The sequence below is a fragment of the Chryseobacterium sp. C3 genome (assembly GCF_014218905.1).
Taxonomy (GTDB): Bacteria; Bacteroidota; Bacteroidia; order Flavobacteriales; family Weeksellaceae; genus Chryseobacterium; species Chryseobacterium mucoviscidosis.
In genome coordinates this window covers 321,969-342,887 of sequence record NZ_JACLCU010000001.1, presented here as the reverse complement: position 1 = coordinate 342,887, position 20,919 = coordinate 321,969, and the positions used below count along the sequence as shown (strand labels likewise).

The window sequence follows — 20,919 nt, the reverse complement described above, 5'->3', positions numbered from 1 at the left end:
AGGTTACACTGGTTACAAAATATTTTCATTTAATTAAACTTAATTTGAAAAAATAGTTGTAAATTATAGCTCTCACTTCACAGAACAGCGATTTTAGGGCTTTTTAGATCTTCAATAAATTTTTAAAACTTTTTACATAAAGGCTTTTCGCGTTCGAAATGTATGTTCAAATCTTACCAAGAAACAAATCTTTCAATATACTTTTTTAGATGTTTTCAGCATGACAAATATTGTGAATATTGTTATTTAAAATAAAAAAAGCGAAACAAAAGTTCCGCTCTATTATTTAAAGGTGAAAATAAATTGACTTTTAAAATTCACCATTGGTAATTCACTTTAAAAAAGGTCATTCAGCAATTTTGCCAGTCTCAGACCTCCATACAAAAGCTGTCTTTCCATTGTATCGTTAAATTTATACTGATAATCGTAAGACAGTTTAGAATCGTTTGGTGTCTGTGCGTAGATCCTGTTGGCAATTTTGTGAGAATCGTACAACCAGTCCTCTAAAGTTCCGGTCTGGATCTGCTTTACTTCATCATCAGATTTGATGTCTAATAATTTTGCATATTCTGTGTAGCTGTATTTCTGAGAATCTACCAGTTTTCCGTCCCAGACAGAGTGTAAGTTGGATTTTTCTCCGAAATAAGTTACATTAATTTTGTTTCCTCCCAAATCTTCCGCTCTTCCTACGTGTAAAGGCTGCGCAAGATCTCCCATCATATGGATCAGGAAAATTAAAGCGATTTTTCTGTCTTTCTCAGACGTTTTTTCGTCTTTGATCTGGCTGGATAATGTTTTGATCTGCGTGTATAAATTTGGTCCCGCCTGCGCTTTCAGTTTTTCTTCAAATACTTTAAAATCTGTCTGCGGATCGATGTTTACATAATGCCAAGCTGAAGTCTCCTTCCAGACTCCTGTAGTATCAGACTTAATGAAATCCGGCCAGTTTGCCCAGTACGCAAGACGTTCTCTCCCCATCATTTTTCTGATCTCTCTTTTTGCCTTTCCGGAAAGGTGATTTTCTGCGATCTCTGCAATAATTCTGTGTCCCGTTAATCCCCACGCATAAGAATAAAGCGAAGATGCGATGAATGCTAAAACCAGCATTTTAGAATAAATACTTTTCATTGTAAAATAACATTTTCAGGGGGCAAAGATACGGTTAATTTAAGGTTCAGGTTAAGCTTGAGTATAAGGATTTTAAAAATTAACGTAATCTTAAACATGATCTAATATTATTTCGGATTTTTAAAGCCTGTTTAGATGTTCTAATTTTCATAAATTTCGCATTTAAGATTTATATTATTCTTTTAAATTCTGAAAATTTAGTATATTTAGTATGAATTTAATGGAATAATATTTTTTCAATAATTCGAGATATACTATTTTTACAAGCCAAATCACAGGAAAAACCATGTATGAGAATAATATTGTAGATATGCAATACAATAAGCTGCAGACCGACTTCAAAGCGGAAGCTGTAGCTGTTAATCTTTTAAAATACCACAGAGCGGTAAGCAATATTTTTATCGACAGGATCGGGATTAATGACCGTGCTTATTTAAAGGATATTAAAAGTATTTCTAGCGATTATCTGGGTTTTGACGAAGAAGTTTTTACCATAGAAACCTATCGGGAAGGGATTTATGATTATCTTCCCGAAGGACTTTTTCATCCGCCTTCTTTAGGTGCTTCCCGAAAAAATGTAGACACCGTTGTCCGCGAAATCCGCAAACAGAAAAGAGTGGAAGAGGATGCCCGAAAGTTTTTCAAACCTTTTGAGCTGGAAATATTTTTTACCGAGATCAGTGCTTTACTCAAAGAGTTTGATTTTGAAATATCAAGTGATACAGATTCTTTACTGGAAACCGTAAGTGAACTCTGGCCTTTGATTAATCAGTTGGATAAGAAAAATGCCTGTATTTTTATTTATATTCTTCCGTTTTTTCATCAGATCAGAGGAAATAAATCCTGGTTTGAACGCTGCATGACCGCATTTTTACAGACTCCTGTAAAAGTAACTTTTGCCCCGAATATTATTGACGGAGTGGAAGAGGAAGACGATTCTATGCTGCTGGGAAATTCCAGATTGGGAGTTACCTATATTCCGAGCGGAAAACATATGGACGGACAGAGAAACTGGGTAATAAACATCGGACCAATTCCTTACACCGAAATGAAAAAATATATCGACGGCAGTCCGTTCCGGAAAGTTTTGCAGGCGATGTACGATTATTTTCTGCCTGTAAGTGTAGATGTGGAAGAAAATTTTATCACAGAAAAAAAGGATTATTCTTTTGCACTGGAAGATGATGATAGAAATGCAAACCGGCTCGGTTACTCTACCTTTCTGTGAATTTTTTTAACTATATTTACAATCACCAAGAAAAATATTAATTCGAAAAAAGACAAATGGAAATTTCTTCAGTAAAAGGAATCTTTTTAAGGTATATTCTTATGCCTTTATTTGCGGTTATTATGATGGTCATTTTAGGAATCATCAGAAAAAACAAACCCGCAATTAAGATCAAAACCATTATCATCTACGTTCTGCTGTGCAGTTTATGCCTTGCTATTCCGGGAATTTTCGGGTTTGCAGGAAATTTATTCAATCCTTACTGGTATTTAATTGCCCAGATCATTTACCTTATTTTAGGAATTATTCATGTTAATTTATCAGATCGGTATTTCAAAAAACATTTCAGTTCTACCACAAAAAGTATTTTATTTGAATCGATTCTGTCTTTAACGTGTATCGGATTCGGAGGGTATCTTTTTTACCTGATTTTCGGCTGGATGAGTCGTGGAACCGGTTATCCGATTATGGCAGCGACCAGTATTTTCATTTTTATTGTTCCTCTCGTTTTTCATTACTGTTATGTGCAGTTAATCAGCATTCCGGTGGATATTTATAAAACCTGGAGGTATTCTCCGGAACAGAAACTTCCGGATTTTGAAGGGGCGGATTTCGACAGATTAATGGTTTTGAATGTAGAATTAAGCAAAAACCTTGAGGATTCCAACAGATTCAGAATCAAAGCGAAAACTTTACCTACCGGAATTACTTTCGGGGACTGGTTTTACAGAGTTGTGGACGATTATAACCACAAAAATCCCAATTCTGTTATTCATCTTACGGATGAAACCAGAGAATCCTATTACTGGATCTTTTATACCAAAAAATCGTTCTTCAGCTTCAGAAAATACATCGATTTCGATCAGGATATTACAGAAAACAGAATTTCTGAAAACGACGTCGTGATCTGCAAAAGAGTGATCCAGCATGAAGAAGAAGGCTTAAGAAAACCACAGCAAAACACCATCTAAAATATTGAATATGATACAGCCTATAAAGCATTTTGCCATTAACTGGGTTGACGGGATGAAGGTTTCCCAGAGACATCTTAATGATCAGGATAATTTTTTAATCGATACCATCCGAGATTCCAATTCTTTGGGAATAACGACCTATAATTACGGACTTTTACCGATCTCGAATAACTTTACCGACCGAACTATTTTTGATGTTCATAATACCGCGACTAATGATGTTCAGTTGGTTATCAAACATTGCAGCGCAGTCACCATGGCGGGTTACAGAATTGAACTGAACGACAGGAGAGTGAGCGTAAAATCTCTGGCAAAATCCATGCATGAGGAACAGGCAGACGGAGAATATTACATCCTGATTTCGGTAAATCCTTTTGATAAAGTTCCTTTTGGAGATATCGATCCGGAGGAAATTCCGCCCCGTCATCCGAATGCACAATCGAATCACCATATCGAACTGCTTCCCGTAACATCACTGAACAGCAGCTATTCGGGAGGAAATTATCTGATCATCGGAAAAGTAGATTTAAAAGGAAATATTGCGCAGGTAGATTCTAATTTTATTCCGCCATGCACATCGATTCAGAGTCATCCTGCGTTGCTTGGTTATTATAACAATTTCGCAAAATCCATTGGGAATTTACAGCAGTATGCTTTTAAAATTATTCAGAAAGCTTCTCATAAAAATCAGAATACGGCATTGGCACAAAATGTTAAATTCCTGTGCAATACCATGATCGATACTTTTGGAGATATGTATTTTCAGTTCAGAAATATTACGCCTTATCAGCCGCCTGTATTTTTAATTGAATCTTTTGCAAAACTTGCACTCCGCCTGTATAATGCGACTCAGGTTCTGGTTCCTGCAGAATTGGAAGAAATGCTGAATTACAGTCTGGAATGGAGTGAAATTGCTCCTCATACTTTACTTAATCAGCTTTCAATAGTTGCTGAAACCAATTACGATCATCATAATTGTGGAGAACCGTTCCTTTATATTCAGCAGATGCTGCGAAGTCTTGAAACGATCTTTGCCAAACTGAGTGAACTGGATTATATTGGTCAGAGAAAAGAAAATATTATTGTTAACGAGCAGGAAGTTTCCAACAATAGTAACCCAAAAAGAGGGTGGAGCGTTTTGGATTAATGTCAAAACATATTTAAAAAATACAAATCCCGATACGATAAATTCGGGATTTTTTGTGTAAAATTGTTAGAAGTTAAATTTCTTTGGAAATCAAATTATTGAAAATGATTATTCTTTCGTCAAAATTAAACAGTAATAAAAAATGAATGTAGCTAAAATAAGAGAAGATATAAGAGGTCTTTCGGACGGAAAAATTTTCATGAATAATGCAGGATCTTCGTTAATGCCTTCAATCGTCGTTGACTCAATGATTGATTATTTAAAGCAGGAAGAACAATTCGGAGGATATGAAGTTGCCAACAGAAATGCTGAATTATTAGAAGAATTTTATGATGAAACGGCAAAACTGATTAACTGTAAACCTTCCAATATCGCCTTTGCAACAAGTGCGACCGAAGCATTTACAAAGGCATTATCGAGCATTGTTTTTAAAGAAAATGATGTCATTATCACAACGGCTGATGATTATATTTCCAATCAGATCACCTTTATTTCGCTTCAGAAAAAAATAAATATCAAAATCATCAGAACCAGAAATCTTCCAGACAATGAGCTTGATCTGGAAGATCTTGAAAATCTGATCAGAAAATATACCCCGAAACTCGTTGCCGTTACGCACATTCCGACAAATTCGGGACTGATTCAGAATGTTGAAGGAGTCGGCAAAATCTGTAAAAGATATAATATTTTGTATTTGGTTGATGCCTGTCAGTCGGTCGGTCAAATGGTTGTTGATGTAAACAAGATAGGCTGCGATTTTCTGACGGCAACAGGAAGGAAATTTTTGCGCGGACCGAGAGGAACAGGGTTTTTGTATGTTTCGGATAAAGTTTTGGAACAGAATTATGCGCCATTGCTGTTGGATATGAGAGGAGCGGACTGGACGGAATACAATGATTATGAATTGTTTAAAACAGCCAAAAGATTTGAGCACTGGGAAATTTCCTATGCTTCTTTATTAGGAGCTAAGCACGCCATACAATATGCCAACCATATCGGATTGGATACCATTGCAGAATACAATAAGATTTTATCTGAAAAGTTGCGAAATAGATTGAAAGACAGTGGTTTTAAAGTTTGGGATTGGGGAAATCATCTGAGCAGCATTGTTACATTTTCCGGTCCGGATGGAGATCTGGAAAATATTCAAAGAGTTTTGAAAGAAAATAATGTTTTTTTCTCGGTAACGTATAAGAATTCAGCGTTAATTGATTTTACAAATAAAAAAATCAACGGAATCGTGAGATTATCACCTCATTACTTCAATACTTTAGAGGAGATTGAACAGGTTTCTGAAATTCTGAAAAATAGTTTAAAATAATAACCTCAGTTCGTGATAAGAAATAAATTTAAATGATTGATTTATGTATTATATTAGTTTATCGCAAAGAAAGACAAAAGATTTTTTTACTTATTAAAAGTTTGTAAGGTAAACAAAGGCACTTCGTTTATTTAAAAAAACAGTTAATGTGGTCAAAAATAGTTGGTGTTTTTCACAAAAATAATTCGTAATATTTGGCTGTTGATTGGAAGAGGAAATGAGCAATGCTGAGGAATAATTGAGATAAAGCGGATGCTTTACGAAGATTACGAACGTAGTTCATTACCAGCAATACAATCAACGCTGTAAACAATAGTTTAGAGGATGGCTTTTGCCATCCTTTTTTTTCAAATTATTGGAACAGCACTATGGCTTAAAAACCTTTTACGAACGACGCTTACTGTTTTGCTTTCCCAAAAAAATCACATCCATACTTTTTGAAACTCCAACAACGATATTTTTTGAATTTTCAGCTACAAAAAAAGTTTATTGAAACAAAGTTCAATAAACTTACTGTATCATTAGTAATAATAAGCGTTGCGAAGAATTTCACCAACTATTTTTGACCATTAAACCAAAAAACAAAAATGAAATGGTATTACTTTGATAAGTTTTACGCCTTTGTATATCTTAAAAGCTGATTCCTGATAATTGAATCTCTTTGTTTAACCTTGCGTTTAAGAAGATTTATCCTGAACTCAGGTAAAATATATTTATCTTCTTCGAAAAGCTTAGAGAAACACTTAAAATCATCAAAATGAACTTGTCAAAACATTTGTTTACTGACGAAAAAATTATTTCTTCACCAATATTTTTTCCGTCGCTTTTTTGCTTAAAACTTCCTGTTTTCCTTCGATTTCGATGGTTACGGATCTATCAAAGCTTTCAATTTTAATAATTTTGATTCTTTTATTCAGGAGTAAATTTCTTTCGGTGAGATAATTTAAAAAAGCATCATCCGAAAGCGTAACCGATGCAAAAACAACCGTTTCTCCAACCTCACAGTTGCTTAGCTTTTGCAGATCCTGCGCAATAATATTTCCGTCTTTATCAGGAATGGGTTCTCCGTGAGGATCGAATTTCGGATAATCCAGAATTTCATCCATTTTGTCAAAGAAAACAGCAGAGTGGACGTGTTCCAGTTGTTCCGCGATCTCATGAACATTTTCCCAGCCAAAATTCATTTTTTTCACCAGAAACATTTCTGTAAGGCGGTGTTTTCTTACGACCAAAGAAGCTTCACGACGGCCTTTATCTGTGACAATCAAAGGTTTGTAAGTTTCGTAAATTACCCAGCTTTTGTCTGCAAATTTCTTCATCATATTATTAACGCTTGGCATTTTTACGTTCAGAAATTTGCTCAGTTCGTTAATCGTCACTTTTCCCTCATGGTCTACCAGATGAAACAAAGCTTTCAGATAATTCTCTTCTGTTAATGTATTTTTCAAAATGTTAGATGAAATTCTGTACAAATCTAACAAAATATTATGAATAAATTAGGCACTTTCGGCGAACTTTTTTAATTTTACTCTATGAAATTTTCATTCAAAAACGACTATTCAGAAGGTTGTCATCCCAATATTTTAAAAGCTCTTACAGAGCATAATCTCGATCAGCAAGCCGGTTACGGAGAAGACCTGTATTCTTTAGAAGCAAAAGCAATGATAAAAGAAAAAATCGCCGGTCCGGATTCTGAGATCTATTTTGTTTCGGGCGGAACACAGGCAAATCTTATCGTTATTTCTTCGGTTTTAAGACCTTATCAATGTGCAGTTTCTGCATCAACAGGACATATTCTTAACAATGAGACCGGAGCAATTGAAGCAACGGGGCATAAAATTCTGAGCATTGAAAAAGCAGACGGAAAATTAACTCCGGAAGATATTATTCCGGTTCTTGAGAATCATAGAAACGTTCCGCATCAGGTAATGCCAAAGATGGTTTATATCTCGAATTCCACGGAGCTGGGAACGATTTATACCTTAAAAGAATTGGAAGAACTTTCTACATTCTGTAAAGAAAAAGGTCTTTATCTTTTCATGGATGGTGCGAGAATGGGACACGGTTTAACCTCCGAAATCAGCGATCTTACGCTGGAAAAAGTGGCGGAACTGACTGACATTTTTTATCTCGGAGGAACCAAAAACGGAGCTTTAATCGGGGAAGCCATCGTAATCAATAACAAGGAGCTGCAACAGGATTTTGCCTTTAATATCAAACAGAAAGGAGCATTACTTGCCAAAGGAAGACTTTTGGGAATTCAGTTTCTGGAACTGATGAAAAATGATCTGTACTTTGATCTGGCAAAACACGCCAATTCGCAGGCGATGAAGATGAAAAATGCAATGAAAGAAAGGGGAGTGCAGTTTTTATCTGATACATACACCAATCAGATTTTCCCGATTCTGAGCCATGATTTAATTGAAAAACTATCTGAAAAGTTTGAATTTTATGTCTGGAAGAAAATCGATGAGCATTTTTCTGCTGTCCGACTCATCACTTCCTGGAATACAAATGATGAAGCCGTAAACAGTTTTATTGAAATTATTAACAAAGAATTATAAAAAAATGCAACCGATTTTGGTTGCATTTATATTTTACTGTCTTTTATTGTAGAGCCTTTGTAACCGTACTGCAATCAGCGGTTTTAAGGTTTCTTCCGCCTTCATATTTTATCTTTTTTTCGTTGGCGTATTTTGTTCCGGTTTCAGCATCACGTTCGCCGATTCCTTCCATTAAGCCGTCTTTGGTCTGTATAAAATAGATGTCATTTTTATTTCCTGAAACTCCTTCAGAAGCAAATTCATACGTCAGTTTAAGTGTATCTCCAGATTTGATGCCGCTTAAAGTTCCTTCATTATTGTCTTTTTCGCTGTTTTTAGTTGCCATTTTTCCGGTGATGGTTCCCAGATTATCGTCAATGCTTACAAAAACGGTATCTTTTCCGGTAACTCCCATGTAACAGAATGATTTCGCACCTAATGTATCGATCACTTTTTCTGTTGTCGCAGCAGTATCCGCAGAAACTTCATTTGCAGCCGGAGCTTCCGGCTTTTTGTTGCAGTTAAACAATACAACGGATAATGAACTTAATAAAAGTAATTTTTTCATAACCTTATTATTTATAGTCAAATTTTTTCGATCTTACTAAAATACTAATTTATGATGACAATTAAATTTTGTTGAGATAATGATTTATTGTTAAATTTTGTATAAAAGTCTGTTTAAACTTTTATTTAACCGCAAAAGTCAGAAAAGATCTACTAAATTTTTATTTAAGCTGATCATTATAAATGAAAAAGCTCACAATAGTTTTTAAAAATCTTTGATTTTTATTCTTTTGAGTACTTTGATTATTCTGGAAATTCGCTTTAACATGATCTTTTGTCCCTTTTGCGGTTAATTCTGAAATTAGTTTAAACAAGTTTTAAATTAAAAATATACAGTTTGATGAAATATAAACTAATCATTTAAACCTTTTCCGTTAAGAATTTCAGGGATATACTTTTCAATTCTGGATATTCTGGTTTTTGACTGTTTCGCTGAAGAAAAATAGAGTAGATACGCACGCTGTCTTCCGGGAGTTAACGCTTCAAAAGCTTTCTTAAGTTCCGGATTCTCATTTAGTTTTTGAGCAAATTCTTCCGGTATGTTGAATTCATGTGTTTTTTTCATTTCAACTTTCGCTCCGGATTCTTCAATTTCCACCGCTTCAAATATGTAATCGCTTAAAACATTCTCTAAATCAATGATCTGTTGTAGGTTTGTAAAACGAATCTGTCTTGTTGCCTGTATATTTTCTGTCTGCCGAATTAAAATATTTTCAGGATCCTTCATCAAAGCGCCTTTGAAAAAGAGGAGTGCGCAATATTCTTTAAAACCATGAATCAGGAATATATTTTTCCCTTCGTATGTATAACACGGACAGCCCCATTTTAAATCTTCTGTAAGCTCAGTTTTCAATGCAATTGTTCTTAATTTTTCAAATTCTGTCTGCCATTGTCCGGTTTTATTAAAAAAGAAATCAACTTTTGGATTCATAATATTTTCATTTACAACTGATTGAAATTATTTTCGGTTTAAGGTAAAATCAAATTTATTCATTTTTCGTATTGCCACTTAAAATTTATAGAAATTATTTCATAAATATTTTAAGCTAAATAATTACAGCAGTTTTAGATTGAATTAAAGCTGCATATTAATGCAGACAAATTATATAAAATGTAAAATTAATCATAAGATAGAAGCGAAGCTTTTTTAAACGCATATATGGTCTTATAAATTAAATGAATAGCATAGGTAGATCTTTGTTTTAAAGGGCTTTAAAACGCATAAATGACTATGGATAAAAGATTTAGCAGAATTTAAAAGAACGACATAAATACTCTATTCAGGCATAAACAAAGAATCCTATAATTTATATTATGTTAAATAGAGTGTATTTTAAGAATTCTCTCAAATTGAAAACCAGAATATCTTCATGACCAAAATTCTTTCAGATGATCCTGTTTAATCTTGTTTTAAAACTTTCCTTTTAGTTTTAATGAATTTATTTATCTGCTATTAATCAAACGTTACTTTTCTGCTTCGAAAATTTTCAAGCATTTTAATTTTATGAATGATTACCGACTCTATCAAAATATTTTTCAAGGAACTTATCCACAACTGCCCTAAAACTTAGGATTCTCCGGCAAACATTCGTATTTTTACGTTTTAATTTTTTATATGTCGATTTTTTCAGAAAATATCAGACTTTTACGCGCCAAATTAGGAAAAACCCAACGCGAATTGTCTCAAAAAATACAGATTACAGCTTCCAGATACAGTTCTTATGAAAACGGAAAATCTAAACCTCCGGTTGATGTTTTAAGGCTTCAAACCAAAAATGGGACAAGATTTACACTTTAAGATTTAACTATTTGATTTTAAATACGTTTTAATGTACTTTAGCTTCAAGCCAAAATGTATAATTTGTAATTAAATAACTGATTATCCTCCATCAATCATCATAATATTGTATTTAGAAAGTTCAAAGTATTTAATATAGGTGCGCATATCATTATATAGTAGATACATAGAATGTAAAAATTGATTTACATTTTATCATAATAATTAAAATTTGACTTATTTTGCAGTAATAATATCATATGACTGGACAAAACACTTCTGACTTCCACAAGAAAGTTACTTATGCCCAAAATACTTTAGAAAGAAGAATTGAAAAATTCAGAATTTAAAATAACACTTTTTAATTTTTACAATGAATATTTTAGTTATCGAAGATGATCAAAGAATGGCAGAGCTCATTCAGAGAGGATTGGAGGAATATGGTTTTCATACCGAATTAGCTGTTGATGGGCTTTCGGGAAAGACATTAGCAATAAATAAATCTTATGATCTTATCATCACAGATATTCTTTTGCCTGAATTAAATGGAATTGATTTTTGTCGTGAAATCCGCAGGATACAACCACAAATACCAATTATTATGCTTACCGCGCTAGGAACCACAGATGATAAAGTAGAAGGTTTTGACGCAGGTGCTGATGATTATTTGGTAAAACCTTTTGAAATGAGGGAATTAATTGTAAGGATTCGTGCATTACTAAAAAGGATTCCAAAAAATTCTGAAACAGATTTTTCACTAAAATATGCCAATCTTGAAATGGATCTTCAAACCAAAACAGTAAAGAGAGACACTAAGGAGATCAACCTTACTCCCAAAGAGTTTGATCTTCTGACCTATATGGTTCAAAATGCTGAAAAAGTATTGTCAAGAACAGAGATCGCTGAAAAAGTATGGAATACTTACTTTGACACAGGAACCAATTTTATAGATGTATATATTAATTATTTACGAAAAAAAATTGATAAGGATTTTGAGCCTAAATTAATTCATACCAAGTCCGGAATGGGATTTATACTGATTAAAAAATGAAAATAAGAACACAGATTACCTTACTGTTCACAATCATTACAGTTTCAATTTTGTTGTTGTTTGCTGCTATTATTTATTTTTCAGCCAAAGAAAACCGAGAACAGGAGTTTTATACAGTCTTAAAAAAAGAAGCTGAAACCAAAGCTAATCTATTTTTCAAAGCTCAGGTAGATTCCAAGACACTACAAAATATTTATAAAAACAATAGAATAACCATTAATGAGGTAGAAGTAGCGATTTACAGTACCTCTTTTCAATTATTATATCATGATGCTGTAAGCATTGATTTTGTAAAAGAGACAAAAGGAATGATTGATGAAATTGAAAAAAAAGGAGAAACTCAATTTTATCAGAAAGACTGGCAGGTAGTGGGACTAAGATATTCTTTTGAAGGCAGGGATTATATTGTAACAGCCGCCGCGTATGATGAATATGGATACAGCAAATTAAATAACCTCTTAAAAAATAGTTTGCTGGTACTATTACTTTCTATTCTATTCATATTTATAGCAGGTTGGATCTTTTCAAAAAAAGTATTCAAGCCTGTAAAAGAAATGACGGATAAAGCCAACAATATTTCAGCTACCAATCTTTATTTACGCTTAAATACCAAAAATAATAAAGACGAAATTTCAGAATTGGGAAACACATTTAATGGAATGCTCGACAGACTTGAAAATTCTTTTGATGCCCAAAAAAATTTTGTTTCCAATATTTCACATGAATTAAGAACTCCGCTTTCTGCCATTATCTCTGAACTCGAATTAGCAATTGATAAAGAGCAGGATAATGAAGCCTATAAAAAGGCCATTAAGAGCTCACTGAATGATGCAAAAAAAATAGTCCGTCTATCCAACAGCCTGTTAGACTTTGCAAAAGCCAGCTATGATCCTTCTGAAATTTCATTTAAAAAAATACGAATTGACGAAGTTTTACTGGATGCAAAACAACAGGTACAGCAGGTATATACAAATTATAAAATTGATTTGCATTTTGAAAACGATATTGATAATGAAGATCAGATTTCAGTTAAAGGAAATGAATATTTGTTAAAAGTCGCCTTTGCTAATCTGTTTGAAAACGGGTGTAAATTTTCCAGCAATAAAGAATGTACAGCTTCTATTGCACATGATAATAACAAAGTACTATTACAATTTAAAGATACAGGCATTGGAATTTCCGACAATGATGTGAATAATATATTTACTCCATTTTATCGTGGTGAAAACAAGCAGTTTGCTTATGGAAATGGTATAGGATTATCACTTACAAAAAAAATAGTCCTGTTACATAAAGGTAAAATTACAGTTTTTTCAAAACCAAATACAGGAACAATATTCAGGATCGAACTCCCCCATCTCTAATAAATTCTAATGGAATTCTAATAAAATCCAACAACAGGTTTTTCTACTTTTGCCGCAGTAATTCATTAAATCGAAACGATGCGGAAAAAGTATATTTATTTCCTTCTGTTAAACTTTTTATTTTCGGGTAGTATTTTCTCACAAACCCAGATTACTTTGCAAAAAGCATTACAGATAGCTCGGGGAAACAATCCTGTTCTCAGGACTGAAAAATTTAATATCGAGATTGCAAAAAGCGATATAACGACTGCAAAACTACGACCTAATCCCGTGATGGGAATAAATTACATCAGTACCATTAGAAAACAGGATTATGCTGAGAATACTGGTTTGCTAAATTCAGCAAATACACAAGCCAGTCTGCAATTAGGAAAGACTTTCCAAATAGCAGGACAGCGCAAATATGCAATTGATTTTGCAGAAAAAACAGCCGCTGTATCCGAAAAAAATTATAATGAAACTGAAAGAAACCTATATCTTGAAGTTGCCCATAAATGGATAGAATTATGGTCTGCACAAAAAAGGCTGGCTCTGATTCAAACTGCCAAAAGCAATATAGACAGCCTGGTAAATATCAACCAATATCGTTATGCAAAACAGGTAATTACCCAAATTGATCTATACCGCACCGAATTATTGGGCAAACAGTATGCACTTCAAACCAAAACAGCCCAACAGGAAATTATCAATAAACAAAAAGAACTAAAGTTTCTGCTTGGAACAAAAGAAGATGTAGATGCTGAGATTTCCGATGATCTTCTGTACCCAATACCATCGGATATAGATAGCCTGCTACAGCAATCATTAAACAACAGAAGCGATATTTCATCTTCCAAATTAGCTATTGAAGCTGCTTCATCCAATATCAGACTGCAAAAATCTTTATCCATCCCAAGTCCCGAACTAGGTATTGTTTATAATCCACAGAATACAATACCGTATGTAGGAGCCTATGCTACATTTGAACTTCCTTTCTTCTCGCGAAATCAGGGAGAAAGGCAAAAAGCAGTTCTTTTAAAACAACAAGCCGAGCAGCAGCTGAATACGATGCAAAAAAAAATAGAAACAGAAGTTGCCACTGCTCATGCGAATTATCAACTGCAAAAACAAACGCTCGAAAATTTCAAAAATATAAACATACAGGCAAAAACTATTTTAAATAATGTGAAATATTCTTATCTGCGGGGTGGAACTACCATGATAGATTTTCTTGAAGCGCAAAGAAGCTGGCTCGAAACACAGCAACAATACTTTGATGCTTTAGAACAATATAAACAAAGTAACATTCAAGTACTGTACGCAACAGGATTAATTAATCAATTGGCAAAATAATGAAAAAAAGCATTTATATAATTTCAGCAGTGCTATTTCTAACTGCTTGTGGTCGTAAAGAAACTCAACAACCGGAAAAAAGTATAACACCTATTGTAAGTAACAGTGGACAAACGATTACTTTTCCAGATGCCAAAACCTTTACCTTCTTCAAAACAGAAAAAATAGCTTCGGGTACTATTAATGCAGATGTTACAGCACCTGCACAAATTGTAGCCACAGTTGTTGAGAACAGGATCATCTTATTCAACGATCCTGAACTGAGTACAAATTATACCGATTTAATGAACCGGAAAGCCAATATTGCGCAAAAGAAAGCGATTATTGCGCAAAAAAAAACTATTGTAGGACAAAAACAAGCGATCATCAGACAAAAGCAGGTAGAAATAGAACGATTTCAGGATTTGTTTGCACATGGCGCAAGTACAGGTAAAGAAGTTGCCGATGCAAGAGTGGATAAAATAGCTGCTGAAAGTGATAAGAATGCTGCCATTGCCGAAAAAGCAGCAGCTGAAACAGATCTGATAACCGAACAGAGCCTTATTCTGGAACAGCAGTCAAAATTAAAAATGGCAGGTTTTGACCCGGATGCCCTGCTTCATGCAAGCAGAGGAAAAGCATGGATTATTGCCGATATTCCCGAAAGCCAGACAGGAAAGATTAAAGAAGGAGGTACTTGTATCGTAGTATTTAATGCTTACGCGAATGAAAAGTTCACAGGATATATTGAAGATATTGCCGATGTTATAGACAATTCTACCCGGATGATAAAACTAAGGATAAGTATAGATAATACAAATAATAAACTGAAATCTGGAATGTTTGCTAACATTTCATTTGGGGTAAACGAAGGCGATTTCATCAGTATACCCAAAAGCTCTTTGGTCACGGTACAATCCAAAAATTATGTTTTTGTGAAAAAAGGCAAGAATATTTTTGAACGCAGAGAAGTAACTGTTGGCAGTCAGGTGGGTGACAGAACTATTGTATATAGTGGTTTAAATGATGGAGATGAAGTAGCTGTGGAAGGGGTAATGCAATTAAAGGGACTATCCTTTGGATATTAAAAAAAGAAATCATGTCAATTAAAGAAAAAATTTTAAACGGAGATTTTTCTGATCTTTTATATAGCCGAAATGAGAAAAATTATGCACATCCATCAAATATTGCAAAAATATTTACTGAAATTCCCTTTGATTATGCTCTACAGGCATTTCAGGCTTTGTCTGCTTCTGACCAGAGTATTGTTTTCACTTATTTGGATAATTTTTTACAGAAGAATATTCTTAAAAGTATATCTCCTAAACGGCAGGGGCGTATTTTAAATGAACTAAGTTCGGATGACAGGATCATATTCTTTTCGTCTTTAAAAAGTTTAGAGCAGACCCATTTCATTAACCTACTGAACGAAAAAAATAAAGATGACCTGCAAACAGCATTGGGTTATTCCAAAAACAGTGTTGCCAGGATAATGAATACTGATGTGGCGACTGTCCATCAGGAAGTCACTATTGCAGATGCCATTGAACATCTGAAAAATAACCATAAGGATGATGAGACTGCCAATGTAATTTATGTGGTAGCCACTAATAATACATTAATAGACGATATTCCTGTCAGAAGATTAGTCCTGAATGATACAGATAAAAAAGTCACCGATATTTTAGATGGTTTCTGTCCAAGTCTGACCATTACAGAAACTAAAGAAGATGCTGTTGAAAAATTCAAGCAATATGACAGAGTTGTTCTGCCTGTCGTAAATGCCGAAAATATATTACTGGGCGTGGTGACAATTGATGACATCTTAGATGTTGAAGAGCAAGCCAATACAAGGGAAATTCAAAAGATAGGAGGTGTTGAAGAACTAGATTACCCCTATGTGGAAACTCCCTTTTTTGAATTATTAAAAAAGCGAGCCAGCTGGCTGGTAATCCTATTCTTGGGAGAAATGCTTACGGCAACAGCAATGGGGTATTTTGATGGGGAAATTGAAAAGGCAGTTGTATTAGCCTTGTTTGTTCCACTCATCATTTCAAGTGGCGGAAACAGCGGTTCTCAGGCTGCTACTCTTATTATTCGCGCGATGGCTTTGAAAGAAATAAGATTGAAAGACTGGTGGTATGTGATGAGGAGGGAAATTTTATCGGGCCTATCACTAGGTGTTGTGCTGGGAACAATAGGATTGATCCGAATAGCAGTATGGCAAAACCTGCATTGGTACGATTACGGACAGCATTGGTTTTTATTGGCTGTAACCATTTTCTTTTCACTGATTGGAATTGTCATGTGGGGAACTTTTAGCGGTTCTATGATACCCATTGTTTTAAAAAAATGCAAAATAGATCCGGCTACATCATCGGCACCATTTGTAGCCACTTTAGTAGATGTAACAGGTTTGATAATCTACTTTTCCATTGCCTCTATTATCCTGAAAGGAACAATACTTTAAACCTCAAAATTATGATACAAGCACAAATATTTATAGACGCTGACGATTTGAAAGGAACACAATTAGTGTACGAATTCATTTTGCAATTTTTAATTGTACAAAATATTAAAGGAGCAACCGTATTTCGAGGCAGATTAGGCTATGGTGAAAATCAACGTCTTAACCGGCCGAACGATTTGTTTAGTTTTGACGAAACACCGATGATGATCACTTTTATTGATGAAGAAAAAAAAGTGAGAGCTGTATTAAGTGAACTTAGAAATCAGTATAAAGGAGGGTTTATTGTTACCCATCAGGTAGAAAAATGGTAAAAAAATGATCAAGAATTTACTCATATTCAGTTTAAGAAACCGTTGGGCGGTAATTGCTGCTAGCATTGTTACAATGGCTATCGGATTTTGGTGTTTTACACAGCTCAAAATAGAAGCCTATCCGGATATTGCAGACACCAATGTCATTGTCATTGCCCAATATAAAGGACGTGCAGCGGAAGAAGTAGAACAGCAGGTTACTATTCCTATCGAAAGAGCTCTGCAAAATACACCTAATGTCTTAGATCGCAGAAGCAGAACTATATTTGGACTTGCGGTTGTACAGCTTACTTTTAAAGATGGGACGGATGATTATTTTGCCCGACAGCAGGTTACGGAACGACTGGCAGGAGCAGAACTGCCGGAAGGTGTTGCACCGGAATTAGCCCCCCTTTCTACAGCGGTGGGCGAAATTTTCAGGTACGTAGTGGAAGCACCTCCAACTTACAGTCAGGCACAATTGCGGGATCTGCAGGATTGGGTTATAAAGCCGGCATTATTGCAGGTAGATGGAATTGCTGATGTAGCCACATTCGGTGGTCCTTTAAAACAATTTCATATCATTACTTCACCTGAAAAATTAAGAAAATACAGCCTTACATTGCAAAATGTTATGGATGCTGTTAATTTAAACAACCAGAATACTGGCGGAAATATTATTGAAAGGGGCGGACAAGGTTTTGCTATTCGCGGTTTAGGTGCCATTAAAACTGAACAGGATATACAGAATATTGTATTAAAATCAGAAAATGGCATTCCTGTTTTTGTACGTGATGTTGCTACTGTTGAAATTACACCACCACCGCCAAGCGGCGTTTTGGGCTATACAGTAACCAAAGAAAAAAAGGATGTAAACAGCGGTGTAGAAGGCATTGTATTGCTAAGAAGATATGAAAATCCCAGTGAAGTATTAAAGGCTCTGAAAGAAAGGATGGCGTTACTTCAGGAAAGTGATTTACCTCAAGGTGTAACTTTACGTCCAATGTATGACAGAAGCTTCCTGATAGACCATTCTCTTGAAACTGTAGCCCATACTTTGTTTGAAGGAGTTTCTATTGTTATTATCCTGCTGATTTTCTTTTTGGGAAGTGTAAGAAGTGCGTTGGTTGTTGCGTTAACCATTCCTTTCTCTTTACTTTTTGCATTTATATTGATGCGGCTTACAGGTATTCCAGCCAATTTACTTTCATTAGGTGCCATAGATTTTGGAATTATTGTAGATGGCGCCTGTGTGATGGCAGAACATCTGATCAGAAAATACCGAACAGCTACACCGGAAGAAAAAAAGGAAGGTATCGTAAAAATTACCTTGCAGGCTGCACAGGAAGTCGGAAGAGAGATTTTCTTTTCGGTAACGATTATTATTTTGGCATATATGCCAATTCTCTTGATGACCAGAGTGGAAGGAAAATTGTTTTCGCCAATGGCCTTAACATTAGCTTTTGCTGTTATTGGTTCTATGCTCGCAGCACTTACGTTCATTCCTGTTCTCATTTCTTTCGCCTATCGAAAAAGCCTAGCAGATGTAAATAAGCCAATGAAAGAGCATAAAAATTTTGTTTTGGATTTTCTTACAAAAATATATGGGAAAACACTCGAATTATTCTTAAAATCATATAAGAAAACAACTATTATTGGGTTTTCCATTGTGCTTATATTAATCCTTTGTGGTATAAAATTAGGGACAGAGTTTTTACCTACTTTGGACGAAGGGTCTATTTTTTTACGTGGCAATTTCCCTGCAGGAATATCCATTCAGGAAAATGCAAAGTATGCCCCTAAAATAAGAAGTATAGTCTCAAAATACCCTCAAATTTCTTATGTAATCACTCAGACAGGGCGGAATGATGATGGTACAGATCCATTCCCAGCCAATAGAAACGAAATTTTGGTAGGTCTTAAAGATTATAAACTATGGAGTGATACTATATCCAAAAAGGATTTGGTTGAAAAAATAAAGACAGATTTACAGCATCAACTGCCTTCTGTACAATTTTCATCAGGACAGCCTATCATAGATCAGGTAATGGAGATTGTAAATGGTAGTGCCGCTGATCTGGCAATTTCAGTCGTTGGGGATGATTTAAAATTGATGCGTCAAAAAGCGGATAGTATTGCTGCTATTGCCAAAAATATTCAAGGAGCAAAAGGAGTAAATATTGAACAGGAAGGTGCACAGGAACAATTAGCGATTAATATAAACAGAGAAGCGGCGGCACGTTATGGGATCAATGTGGCCGATATTCAAAATATGATAGAAGCAGCTATCGGAGGAAAATCAATTTCAACACTTTACGATGGAGCCAAACGATATGATATTATGGTTCGCTTTTTACCTGAAAGCAGAAACTCTATTGATGCCATCAAAAACTTGTTGGTGCCTGCAGCAAACGGAGCATTAATTCCGATGGATCAATTGGCAGACATTCATTTTGTAGAGGGGCAAACTAATATTTACCGATACGGAAGCAAACGAATGATAACCGTTCGTACTAATATACAAGGACGTGACCAGGGAAGTTTTGTAAACGAACTGCAATCCAAAGTAGAAAAAAGGGTTCAGGTTCCCAAAGGTTATGATATTATTTACGGCGGTCAGTATGAAAATTTAGAACGTGCCGGAAAGCAATTATTATTTACAATTCCACTTACATTATTGATGGTTTTCTTATTTCTATTTATGCTATACAGAAATTTGAGATACACCTTAATTACAATGAGTTGTATTCTATTTGCTTTGGGAGGCGGGATTGTAGCCCTGCTTTTAAGGGGGTATTATTTTAATGTCTCAGCTGGAGTTGGTTTTGTGAGTATTTTCGGAATATCTGTAATGGCGGGTGTACTATTAGTCTCAGCTTTAAATAGAGGCACACAGAATGCTGTAAACAACCAGACAGTTGCTCAGGTTTCTAAAGAACAATTGCGGGCACTGCTTTCTATATTGGTAGTCGCAATTATAGGTCTTGTTCCTGCCGCTATTTCATCAGGTATCGGTTCTGATGTACAGCGTCCGTTATCTACAGTGATCATCGGTGGTTTGACAAGCACATTGTTATTCGCTCCCATATTACTTCCACCGTTATATTTATGGTTGGGAAAGAGAGAATGATATGAAAATGTTATTTATCGTATTTTTTTTACCTCAGGGTGTGTTTATAATAATTTTATAATTTTTTTTACTTTTTGAACAGTGTTTTTTGAACAGTCAGTTAATTTTGCTATTTCAATAATAGTAGGGTTCAAACCAAAAATGGGGCAAAATGTCCACTTCGTTAAATAATTTGATGATGAGAACCCAACTATTTCATTGCAAACAAAATAGTTCCGCCAATGATTAACAAAGCACCGATTGCTGTTTTTAACGTTAATGTTTCTTTGAAAAATAATACAGATAAAATAATGGCAATAGCCACACTTAATTTATCTACAGCGGCTACTTGCGACACTTTTCCTATTTGCAATGCTTTAAAATAAAACAGCCATGATAATCCGGTTGCAATCCCGGAAAGAACAAGAAAAATAATATTAAATTTTGACAGCGAACCTATATCTTTCGCTTCACCTTTTATGAACACGATACTCCATACCAATACAAGGATAATCACAGTCCTTATCCCGGTTGCGAGGTTAGAATTGACATTGGAAACTCCCATTTTGGCAAAAACAGCTGTAAATGCCGCAAATAATGCCGACAACAGCGCATAATAGAACCACATATTTCTTATTA

18 protein-coding genes are annotated in these 20,919 nt (G+C 34.7%); 13 read left to right on the top strand and 5 right to left on the bottom strand.

Annotation, left to right across the window (positions count from 1 at the left end):
- Positions 1-336 precede the first annotated feature (336 nt).
- Positions 337-1,128 carry a S1/P1 nuclease gene (locus H6W53_RS01555; RefSeq protein WP_185204591.1) on the bottom strand — a complete coding sequence of 264 codons (792 nt, stop codon included), beginning with the start codon at positions 1,126-1,128 and terminating at the stop codon, positions 337-339.
- 286 nt (positions 1,129-1,414) lie between these two features.
- Between H6W53_RS01555 and H6W53_RS01550 the strand changes: the two genes are divergently transcribed.
- From H6W53_RS01550 to H6W53_RS01535, 4 genes are all read left to right on the top strand, one after another.
- Positions 1,415-2,356 carry a type VI secretion system baseplate subunit TssG gene (locus tag H6W53_RS01550; RefSeq protein ID WP_185204590.1) on the top strand — a complete coding sequence of 314 codons (942 nt, stop codon included), beginning with the start codon at positions 1,415-1,417 and terminating at the stop codon, positions 2,354-2,356.
- A 56-nt stretch (positions 2,357-2,412) separates the two neighbouring features.
- Complete coding sequence (locus tag H6W53_RS01545) at positions 2,413-3,327, top strand: TssN family type VI secretion system protein (protein ID WP_185204589.1); 915 nt, start codon at positions 2,413-2,415, stop codon at positions 3,325-3,327.
- Positions 3,328-3,337: 10 nt separating this feature from the next.
- Entirely contained in the window at positions 3,338-4,477 is a 1,140-nt protein-coding gene (locus H6W53_RS01540; RefSeq protein WP_185204588.1) for a hypothetical protein, read from the top strand.
- Between the two features lie 142 nt (positions 4,478-4,619).
- Positions 4,620-5,798, top strand: coding sequence for an aminotransferase class V-fold PLP-dependent enzyme (locus H6W53_RS01535; protein WP_185204587.1), 1,179 nt, complete (start codon positions 4,620-4,622; stop codon positions 5,796-5,798).
- 794 nt (positions 5,799-6,592) lie between these two features.
- On the opposite strand, the gene H6W53_RS01530 is transcribed toward H6W53_RS01535, so the two are convergent.
- Positions 6,593-7,246 carry a metal-dependent transcriptional regulator gene (locus H6W53_RS01530; protein WP_185204586.1) on the bottom strand — a complete coding sequence of 218 codons (654 nt, stop codon included), beginning with the start codon at positions 7,244-7,246 and terminating at the stop codon, positions 6,593-6,595.
- Positions 7,247-7,330: 84 nt separating this feature from the next.
- Here H6W53_RS01530 and H6W53_RS01525 point away from each other — a divergent pair, with 84 nt between their 5' ends.
- Positions 7,331-8,362, top strand: a complete 1,032-nt coding sequence (locus H6W53_RS01525; protein WP_185204585.1) for a threonine aldolase family protein — start codon at positions 7,331-7,333, stop codon at positions 8,360-8,362.
- Between the two features lie 43 nt (positions 8,363-8,405).
- Here H6W53_RS01525 and H6W53_RS01520 read toward each other — a convergent pair whose 3' ends face one another.
- Together H6W53_RS01520 and H6W53_RS01515 are read right to left on the bottom strand one after the other, a co-directional pair.
- Positions 8,406-8,909 (bottom strand): hypothetical protein, encoded by a 504-nt coding sequence (locus H6W53_RS01520; protein ID WP_185204584.1) that lies wholly within the window; start codon positions 8,907-8,909, stop codon positions 8,406-8,408.
- A gap of 351 nt (positions 8,910-9,260) precedes the next feature.
- On the bottom strand, positions 9,261-9,839 hold the full coding sequence (locus H6W53_RS01515; protein WP_087710213.1) for a YdeI/OmpD-associated family protein: 579 nt from the start codon (positions 9,837-9,839) through the stop codon (positions 9,261-9,263).
- A gap of 684 nt (positions 9,840-10,523) precedes the next feature.
- On the opposite strand from H6W53_RS01515, the gene H6W53_RS01510 reads away from it, so the two are divergent.
- The 8 genes from H6W53_RS01510 to H6W53_RS01475 all read left to right on the top strand — a co-directional run bounded on the left by H6W53_RS01510 (position 10,524) and on the right by H6W53_RS01475 (position 20,301).
- Positions 10,524-10,706, top strand: coding sequence for a helix-turn-helix domain-containing protein (locus tag H6W53_RS01510; RefSeq protein WP_185204583.1), 183 nt, complete (start codon positions 10,524-10,526; stop codon positions 10,704-10,706).
- Between the two features lie 352 nt (positions 10,707-11,058).
- Positions 11,059-11,736 carry a response regulator transcription factor gene (locus H6W53_RS01505; protein WP_185204582.1) on the top strand — a complete coding sequence of 226 codons (678 nt, stop codon included), beginning with the start codon at positions 11,059-11,061 and terminating at the stop codon, positions 11,734-11,736.
- Complete coding sequence (locus H6W53_RS01500) at positions 11,733-13,100, top strand: sensor histidine kinase (protein WP_185204581.1); 1,368 nt, start codon at positions 11,733-11,735, stop codon at positions 13,098-13,100. Before H6W53_RS01505 ends, H6W53_RS01500 begins: the two co-directional genes overlap by 4 nt.
- Before the next feature lie 78 nt (positions 13,101-13,178).
- On the top strand, positions 13,179-14,432 hold the full coding sequence (locus H6W53_RS01495; protein WP_185204580.1) for a TolC family protein: 1,254 nt from the start codon (positions 13,179-13,181) through the stop codon (positions 14,430-14,432).
- Entirely contained in the window at positions 14,432-15,499 is a 1,068-nt protein-coding gene (locus tag H6W53_RS01490) for an efflux RND transporter periplasmic adaptor subunit (protein ID WP_185204579.1), read from the top strand. Before H6W53_RS01495 ends, H6W53_RS01490 begins: the two co-directional genes overlap by 1 nt.
- 11 nt (positions 15,500-15,510) lie before the next feature.
- Positions 15,511-16,881: a magnesium transporter gene (mgtE, locus tag H6W53_RS01485; protein WP_185204578.1), complete on the top strand. Its 1,371-nt coding sequence runs from the start codon at positions 15,511-15,513 to the stop codon at positions 16,879-16,881.
- Between the two features lie 11 nt (positions 16,882-16,892).
- A complete protein-coding gene (locus H6W53_RS01480) occupies positions 16,893-17,192 on the top strand; it encodes a DUF190 domain-containing protein (RefSeq protein ID WP_185204577.1) in 300 nt (99 codons plus the stop codon).
- 4 nt (positions 17,193-17,196) lie between these two features.
- The gene (locus tag H6W53_RS01475; RefSeq protein WP_185204576.1) at positions 17,197-20,301 is read left to right on the top strand and encodes an efflux RND transporter permease subunit; all 3,105 of its coding nucleotides are present in this window, start codon (positions 17,197-17,199) and stop codon (positions 20,299-20,301) included.
- 190 nt (positions 20,302-20,491) lie between these two features.
- Here the strand turns inward: H6W53_RS01475 and H6W53_RS01470 are convergent, their stop codons facing one another.
- Positions 20,492-20,908 (bottom strand): EamA family transporter, encoded by a 417-nt coding sequence (locus H6W53_RS01470; RefSeq protein WP_185204575.1) that lies wholly within the window; start codon positions 20,906-20,908, stop codon positions 20,492-20,494.
- Positions 20,909-20,919 lie beyond the last annotated feature (11 nt).